The sequence below is a fragment of the Thiomonas sp. genome, from assembly GCF_054608695.1.
Genome location: NZ_JBTRXV010000129.1, coordinates 1 through 7233, shown reverse-complemented (window position 1 = coordinate 7233; position 7233 = coordinate 1). Strand labels below are relative to the sequence as shown.

Below are 7233 nucleotides of genomic sequence, written 5' to 3'. Positions count from 1 at the left end.
ATGGCCTGGTGTTGGTCAGCCATTTCAATGAGCTCCTGCAGCGGGGTCTATCGCTGCAGCAGGCCGCGCGCGATGGCGCAATGCGTCGGCTGCGCCCAGTGATGATGACCGCCACGATCACTGCGCTGGGCCTTATTCCCTTGTTGCTGGCCACCGGGCCCGGTTCTGAGATTCAAAAGCCGCTAGCCATTGTCGTCGTCGGCGGGTTGGTGACATCCACTGTATTGACCCTGGTACTGCTACCCCTGTTATTTGCTCGCTTCGGTCTGCCGCCTGATGCGCGCAAGCTTGAGGCCGACAAAATGGAGAACGTTTGATGCAATCGATTCGCCAATCCCTCAACAATCTATGGGTTACTGCGCTGGCGTTGAGCTTTGCTGCGGCGCCTACCCATGCGGCATCGCTGCAAGCAGCCATGCCGATGTCCGCAGCTTTGGAAGAGGCCATTCCTCCGCTGAACTCGCTACCAAGTCCCACTCTGCCTCGCACGCCCTTGCTCGATCGCTTGCTGGTGGATGCGCCCACAGTGCGCGCAGCCCAGGGCATGCAACAGGCAGCCGTGCAAAACGGGCAGATACTGCTCGATGGCACACATGAATTCGTCGGCCAAGCGCAGATGGATCAACGGCGCGTCGTGCCGCCGGACGCGCCGGTCGCTACGAAGTACAACGAATTGCAGCTATTGATCCAGCGCCAGCTTCGTTTGCCTTCTCAAGCGCGTGCCGATGCGCACATGGCCAATGCACTCTCCGTCACCGCGCACGCCGAACTGGACAGCGCTCGGCAAAATCTGCTGAGCTCCTTGCTTGTAGCCTGGTTCAACGCCCAGTTTGCTCAGGCCAATGTTGCGCTGGCTAAGCAGAATCTGTTGCTCCTACAACAGCAAGTGCATGCTTTACATCGTCGCGAGTCGCTGGGAGATGCCAGCATTCTCGAACTAGAGCAAATGCAAGCAGAGGAAGGGCGTGCCAAGTCTGCGTTGCTGCTGGCACAGGGTATGGCAGACAGCCAGCGCGCTGCCTTGGCAGCACGCTATCCGGCGCTTGCTGCAGACACCACGCTCAGTGGGCAACCCGACAGTACAGCGACACTTGCCATGCCAACGTTGCGCGCCAAAGAACTGCTTGTCCTCGTGGAGCAGCACAGTGCCGCACTGGAGTACAGCCGCGCCCGTTTGCAGGAAGCACGGGCTTTGGTCGCGCAAGACGCTGCCATGCGCACTCCACAACCAACGGTCGGTGCCTATCTGGCGTCGGATCGCGGTGGCCAGGAGCGAGTCATCGGCCTGCAGTTTTCAATGCCATTTGGCGGTCCGGCACGGGTAGCGCGAGAACGTGCCGCACTAGCAGAGCTTGATGCAGCGCAATGGCGGCTACACGACATTCAAGCTCAAACGCTGGCCAACTTTGAACGTCTATTTATCACAGCGCAATCCCAAGCCTCCGGCGCACTGGCGCAAGAACAAGCCACGCAGGTGCAGATCCAAGCGAGCACACGCATGTTGCGTGCATACCAATTGGGCGAGGTGCCAATTTCGGATTGGTTAATGGCGCGGCGTAGCGCCCTGACTGCGGAACAACAACTGCTGTTGACGGATTTCGATGCAGCACGATCAGCCGCTCTGCTCAAGTTAAACGCTGGGCTGCTGTTTGATTTGTCGCAAAGTGCGGCAGTCATGCCCGCTGTAAGCCCTGCGCAGGAGCAACCACAACATTGAGAACGTGGCGTCGCTTTTCTCAAAGCGCGCGAAGACGCGCCAAGCCCACCTTGAGTGCTCGGCCAGGCCCACCGTGGCGAAGTAGTCATTCACGTCCACGATGCCGGCGCGCACGAAGCCAGGGCCGGCGTTCTGCCGGTAGCTCAGCTGGTAGACGCGCAGGAAGTTGGCGGCCCAGTCGTTGCTGGTGGTTTGCAGCGCGCCGGTCTGCGCCGGCAGGTCGCCTTGCGCCGCCAGGCCCATGAGGCTGAAATCCAGCTTGCCTCCGGGCCACAGCCCGGCCTTGTCGGTGCCCAGGCTGTCGCGCCCAGTTGCAGCAGGGCGTCGCCGGCCACCGGGCGTCACGGTCACCGCTTCGCTGTCCAGGTGCCCCGACCATGGCAGCCCCTGACCCAGTTGGCGTGGCGAAGGCAGTATCGGCGCATTGAACGGGGCGATCTGGAATCCGCCCCCTGCGGCGGCCAGGGCGTCGAGGAGCGGCATGCAGGCCGCGAGTCGTAGCAGAAGAGGCGAGACGCAGGCGGGCGGTGTCGGGCTCAGGAGACGGTGCTCGCGTCGGCTGCCGGCCAGCCCTGCCATTGCGGCGCCAGATCGTGGGCGATGCCGAACTGCTCCAGCACCCGGCCCAGGGTGTGGTCCACCATCTGCTCCAGGGTCTGCGGCCGTTGGTAGAACGCCGGCACGGGCGGGAAGATGGTGCCGCCCATTTCGGCCACGGCCGTCATGTTGCGCAGGTGGGCCAGGTTCAGCGGCGCCTCGCGCACCATCAGCACCAGGCGGCGGCGCTCTTTCAGGCACACGTCCGCGGCGCGGGTCAGCAGGTTGTCGGACATGCCGTGGGCGATGGACGCGAGCGACTTCATCGAACACGGCGCCACCACCATGCCGGCAGTGGCGAACGAACCGCTGGCGATGCTGGCGGCCACGTCGCCAATCGGGTGCGTCTCATCGGCCAGCGCCTCCACCTCGCGCCGGCCCAGGTCCAGCTCCGCCTTCACGCTCAGCCAGCCGGCGCTGCTGGCCACCAGGTGCGTATGCACCCCGCCCAGCCGGCGCAGGTGCTGCAGCAGCCGCACGCCATAGATGGCGCCGGTGGCGCCGGTGATGCCGACGATCAGGCGCACGCGACGGTCCGGATGTGCCGCCGCGCTCAGGGCTGCGCCAGCAGTTGCTGCAACTCGCCGCTCTCGTACATCTCCATCATGATGTCCGAGCCGCCCACGAATTCGCCCTTCACATAAAGCTGCGGAATGGTCGGCCAGTTGGCGTATTGCTTGATGCTCTCGCGCACCTCCTGGTCCTCCAGCACGTTGACGCTGGCGTACTGGTTCACGCCGCAAGCCTTGAGAATCTGCGCCGCGCGCCCGGAAAAGCCGCATTGCGGAAACTGCGGCGTCCCTTTCATGAACAGCACCACCTCGTTGGACTTGACGAGTTGGTCAACGCGTTGAATCACGTCGGACATGGGGGCCTCTGGAAATCGGTGAACGCGGACTTGGCCGCATGGGGGAATTGTAGGTTTTGGGCCAGGCGAGCGCGGCCGAGGGGTCTAGGCCCAAGCTGGCGCCTGGCCGACCGTCAGGCGCGCAATCCCTGCGAGATCGGGCTGGGTCTGCACCGCCATCAAACCCGCCGCGCGCAGCAGCGCCTGCACGGCTGCGGCCTGGTCGTGGCCATGCTCCAAGGCCAGCCAGCCGCCGGCGGCCAGATGCGCGGGCGCCGTGACGACGATGCGGCGGATGTCGGCCAGGCCGTCGGCGCTGGCGCGGCCCACCAGGGCGAGTTGCGGCTCGTGCGCCAGTGCGGCGAGGTGCGCATCGTCCGCCGCGACGTAGGGCGGGTTGCCGAGGATGAGGTCGAAGCGTGGCGCGGGCATCGGCAGCGCGGCGAACCAGTCGCCGGCCAGCAGGCGCAGCGGGCCGCCGGGGCGCTGTTGCAGCAACAGCGATTGGGCGTTGCCGGCGGCCACCTTCAGCGCGTCGGCGCTGGTGTCCACCGCCCACACTTCGGCTTGCGGCCGCGCATGGGCCACCGCCACGGCGATGGCGCCGCTGCCGGTGCCGAGGTCGAGCACGGTGGCGTGGCCGTGGTGCGGCATGCGCGCCAGGGCGAAGTCCACCAGCAACTCGGTCTCGGGCCGCGGCACCAGCACGGCTGGGCTCACCGTGAAGCGCAAGCCGTAGAACTCGCGCCAGCCCAGCACATAAGCCAGCGGCTCGCCGGCCCGCCGGCGCGTGGCGGCGGCGTCCAGCAGCTTGAGGGCCGTGGCGTCGAGCTGGGCTTCGGGATGCGCCAGCAAGGCGGCGTGGCTGACGCCAGCCAGCTCGCGCAGCAGCACCAGCGCGTCGATGCGCGCCAGGCCGGCCTGGCGCATCCAGGCTTCGGGGGTCATGCGCATGGACGTTGCCACGTTGCGCGACTGGCCATGGCGCAGCGATGGTGGCGATGGGCTGCAGCCCGAAGAACGCTCCGGTTCATGCCTCGCCCAGCGCCATCAGCAACTCGGCCTGATGTTCGGCGTGCAGGGCGTCGAGCAGTTCGTCGAGATCGCCGTTCAGGATGGCGTCGATCTTGTACAGCGTGAGGTTGATGCGGTGGTCGGTGATGCGCCCTTGCGGCACGTTGTAGGTGCGGATGCGATCGGAGCGGTCGCCGCTGCCGACCAGGCTCTTGCGCTGCGCCGCTTCCTTGGCCTGCGCCTCCTGCCGCTGCCGCTGCTCCAGGCGCGCGGCCAGCACCGCCAGCGCTTGCGCCTTGTTGCGGTGCTGCGAGCGGTCGTCCTGGCACTCCACCACCAGGCCGGTGGGCAGGTGGATGATGCGCACGGCCGAGTCGGTCTTGTTGATGTGCTGGCCGCCGGCGCCGGAGGCGCGGAAGGTGTCGATGCGCAGCTCGGCCGGGTTGATCTGCACCGCGGCCTGCGCGTCGGGCTCGGGCATCACCGCCACGGTTGCAGCGCTGGTGTGGATGCGCCCTTGCGACTCGGTGGCGGGTACGCGCTGCACGCGGTGGCCGCCGCTCTCGAACTTGAGCCGCCCGTACACGCCCTCGCCGCTGATGCGCACCACAGCCTCTTTCACGCCGCCGAGGTCGCTGTCGGCATGGCTGATGACTTCGCAGCGCCAGCCGCGGCGCTCGGCATAGCGGGTGTACATGCGCAACAGGTCGGCGGCGAACAGGGCGGACTCGTCGCCCCCGGTCCCGGCGCGCACCTCGAGGAACGCGGGCTTGCGGTCGTCCGGGTCGCGTGGCAGCAGGGCGGTTTGCAGCTCGGCTTCGAGCGTGGCGATGCGCTGCTGCGTGGATGCGATTTCGTCCTGCGCCAAGGCGCGCATCTCGGGCTCTGCCAGCAGAGCCTGGGCGTCGGCGTGCTCGGCTTCGGCCTGCAGCAACTCGCCGTAGAGCGCGGCCAGCGGCGCCAGCTCGGCGCGCTCGCTGCCCAGGGCGCGCAGGCGGACGGGGTCGGCGGCGCTGTCGGGCGCACCGAGCAGGGCGTCGATCTCGTCCATGCGGCGCAGCATGGCGGCCAGCTTGTCGCGCAGGGAGGGTTTCATGGGGTGGTGTGCGGATGTGCGGAGCGGGCGCGCGAACTCGGGCAGCGCGCGGCCAGGCTTGCAGCCCGGCAAGCGCCGCCGGTTCAGCTAGGTGTTGTTGGCGTCGCTGCCGTGGCCGTCGCCGCTGTCGCCGTTGCTGCCGCAGCCGCGGTGCGGCGTGAGAAACAGGCGCTGCACTGCGCGCGCGACTTGCTCGCGGTGGGCGGGGTCGCTGTGGTGCATGGCGGCGTAGGCGTTGTGCATGAACTTTTGCGACAGATTGCGCGCCAGCATGTCGAGCACCGCCTCGGCGTCTTCGCCACGCGCCAGTTGCCTGCGCGCGCGGTCGAGTTCGGCGGCCTGCCACTGGCGGCTGACGTCTTGCAATTGCAGGATCAGCGGCACTTGCTCGCGGCTGTCCATCCACTGCAAGAAGCCCTGCACCCGGGTCTCGATGATGGACTCGGCCTGCTGCACCGCGGCCTGGCGCTTCTCGCTGTTGGTGCGGACCAGTTCGGTGAGGTCGTCCACGGTGTAGAGGTAGACGTCGGGCAGCTCGCCGACCTCGGCCTCGATGTCGCGCGGCACCGCCAGATCGACCATCACCACCGGCTTGTGGCGGCGCTGCTTGACCATGCGCTCGGCCGCGCCCAGGCCGATGATGGGCAGGGTGCTGGCCGTGGAAGTGACGACCACGTCGAACTCGGGCAGGCGCTGCGGCACGTCGGCCAGGCGCATGGCTTCGGCGCCGAACTGCGCCGCCAGCTTGGAGCCGCGCTCCAGCGTGCGGTTGGCAATGGCCATGTAGCGCGGCTTGCGCGCCGAGAAATGGGTGGCGACGAGTTCGATCATTTCGCCGGCGCCGATGAACAGCACGCGGCAGTCGGCCAGGTTCTCGAACACGGTTTCGGCCAGCTTCACGCTGGCCGCGGCCATGCTCACCGAATGCGCGCCGATCTCGGTGGTGCTGCGCACCTCCTTGGCCACGGCAAAGGTGCGCTGGAACATCTGTCCCAGGGTGCTGCCCAGGGTGCCGGTGTCGGTCGCGGCGCGCACCGCGTCTTTCATCTGGCCGAGGATCTGCGGCTCGCCCAGCACCATGGAGTCGAGCCCGCTGGCGACGCGAAAAGCGTGGCGCACGGTGTCGTCCTGCACCAGGCGGTAGCTGTGGTCGATCAGGTCGCCCTCGCGCAGCGCGCGCGACTGCGCCAGCCAATGCACCAGCGCCTCGCGCGGGTCGGCCTCGGCGGCGCAGTAAATTTCGGTGCGGTTGCAGGTGGAGAGGATGGCCGCTTCCACCGCGCCTTCGCTGCCGCCCCGGCGCGCAGCCAGGTTGTCGCGCAGCGTGCGCAGCGCATCCTTCAGGCCGTCGGCTGAAAATGCGAGACGCTCGCGCACATCGAGTGGCGCGGTCTGGTGGTTGACTCCGACGGCGGCTAATAACATAGTGAGTTCGCTATTTTACGAATGGATGACACTCCGTGCGGCTGATACAGGTCAATCCAGCTGTCGATGCCAGGCACCCATTCACGCCGCAAACTCGACCATGACCATTTTTCTTCCACCATCAGCGCCTCCAAAGGGCATAACGCTCCAGCAGCGGTTTTGGATGTCCGCCGCATGCTGAGCCTGTTGCTGATGTGGCTGGCGGGCACCAGCGTCATGCCGCTGGTGGTGGGCGGCGCCATCGGCGCGGTCAGCCCGAGGGTGCTACGGCCCTGCGCTTCGAGGCTGGGCCGACAGGTGTTCTGGGCGGCGCTGGCCGCACTCGTGACGCATCTCGTCCTGGTCGGCAGCGGCTTGCTGCGTGACGGTGCCGTGCTCGACTACGCCAGCGTGCTGGCCGCTGCCGTCGCCGCCAGCGCGCTGGCTTGCCGGCGCACCCGACGCTGAGGCGGGCCGATTCAAGTTCAGGCGGCGTAGCGCCTTGCCCGTAAGGCCAGCAAGCCTTCCACCACATACACGGCAATGCCGGCCCACACC

At 67.3% G+C, this 7233-nt stretch carries 9 protein-coding genes; 3 read left to right on the top strand and 6 right to left on the bottom strand.

All coding sequences use genetic code 11. From position 1 onward, the window contains the following. Positions 1-317, top strand: a 317-nt coding sequence (locus tag ACYCUK_RS22290; protein WP_461596802.1) for an efflux RND transporter permease subunit, incomplete at its 5' end; no start/stop codon positions are given. Next, complete coding sequence (locus ACYCUK_RS22285) at positions 317-1717, top strand: TolC family protein (protein ID WP_461596801.1); 1401 nt, start codon at positions 317-319, stop codon at positions 1715-1717. The genes ACYCUK_RS22290 and ACYCUK_RS22285, both read left to right, overlap by 1 nt. On the opposite strand, the gene ACYCUK_RS22280 is transcribed toward ACYCUK_RS22285, so the two are convergent. The 6 genes from ACYCUK_RS22280 to hemA all read right to left on the bottom strand — a co-directional run bounded on the left by ACYCUK_RS22280 (position 1631) and on the right by hemA (position 6696). Further along, a complete protein-coding gene (locus tag ACYCUK_RS22280) occupies positions 1631-2200 on the bottom strand; it encodes a hypothetical protein (protein WP_461596800.1) in 570 nt (189 codons plus the stop codon). The genes ACYCUK_RS22285 and ACYCUK_RS22280 overlap by 87 nt on opposite strands. Before the next feature lie 53 nt (positions 2201-2253). Next, a complete protein-coding gene (locus ACYCUK_RS22275; RefSeq protein ID WP_461596799.1) occupies positions 2254-2841 on the bottom strand; it encodes a UbiX family flavin prenyltransferase in 588 nt (195 codons plus the stop codon). Between the two features lie 26 nt (positions 2842-2867). Then, positions 2868-3182: a Grx4 family monothiol glutaredoxin gene (gene grxD, locus ACYCUK_RS22270; protein ID WP_461596798.1), complete on the bottom strand. Its 315-nt coding sequence runs from the start codon at positions 3180-3182 to the stop codon at positions 2868-2870. A gap of 84 nt (positions 3183-3266) precedes the next feature. Then, entirely contained in the window at positions 3267-4109 is an 843-nt protein-coding gene (prmC, locus tag ACYCUK_RS22265) for a peptide chain release factor N(5)-glutamine methyltransferase (protein WP_461596803.1), read from the bottom strand. An 82-nt stretch (positions 4110-4191) separates the two neighbouring features. Then, a complete protein-coding gene (gene prfA, locus ACYCUK_RS22260) occupies positions 4192-5271 on the bottom strand; it encodes a peptide chain release factor 1 (RefSeq protein ID WP_461596797.1) in 1080 nt (359 codons plus the stop codon). A gap of 87 nt (positions 5272-5358) precedes the next feature. After that, on the bottom strand, positions 5359-6696 hold the full coding sequence (hemA, locus tag ACYCUK_RS22255; protein WP_461596796.1) for a glutamyl-tRNA reductase: 1338 nt from the start codon (positions 6694-6696) through the stop codon (positions 5359-5361). 174 nt (positions 6697-6870) lie between these two features. Between hemA and ACYCUK_RS22250 the strand changes: the two genes are divergently transcribed. After that, a complete protein-coding gene (locus tag ACYCUK_RS22250; RefSeq protein WP_461596795.1) occupies positions 6871-7143 on the top strand; it encodes a hypothetical protein in 273 nt (90 codons plus the stop codon). Positions 7144-7233: the final 90 nt, after the last annotated feature.

Excerpts from the sequence above, each read along its gene's own strand:
- ACYCUK_RS22280 (WP_461596800.1), bottom strand. The coding sequence starts at position 2,200 with ATGCCGCTCCTCGACGCCCTGGCCGCCGCAGGGGGCGGATTCCAGATC.
- ACYCUK_RS22250 (WP_461596795.1), top strand. The coding sequence starts at position 6,871 with ATGCTGAGCCTGTTGCTGATGTGGCTGGCGGGCACCAGCGTCATGCCG.
- prfA (WP_461596797.1), bottom strand. The coding sequence starts at position 5,271 with ATGAAACCCTCCCTGCGCGACAAGCTGGCCGCCATGCTGCGCCGCATG.
- prmC (WP_461596803.1), bottom strand. The coding sequence starts at position 4,109 with ATGACCCCCGAAGCCTGGATGCGCCAGGCCGGCCTGGCGCGCATCGAC.
- hemA (WP_461596796.1), bottom strand. The coding sequence starts at position 6,696 with ATGTTATTAGCCGCCGTCGGAGTCAACCACCAGACCGCGCCACTCGAT.
- grxD (WP_461596798.1), bottom strand. The coding sequence starts at position 3,182 with ATGTCCGACGTGATTCAACGCGTTGACCAACTCGTCAAGTCCAACGAG.
- ACYCUK_RS22285 (WP_461596801.1), top strand. The coding sequence starts at position 317 with ATGCAATCGATTCGCCAATCCCTCAACAATCTATGGGTTACTGCGCTG.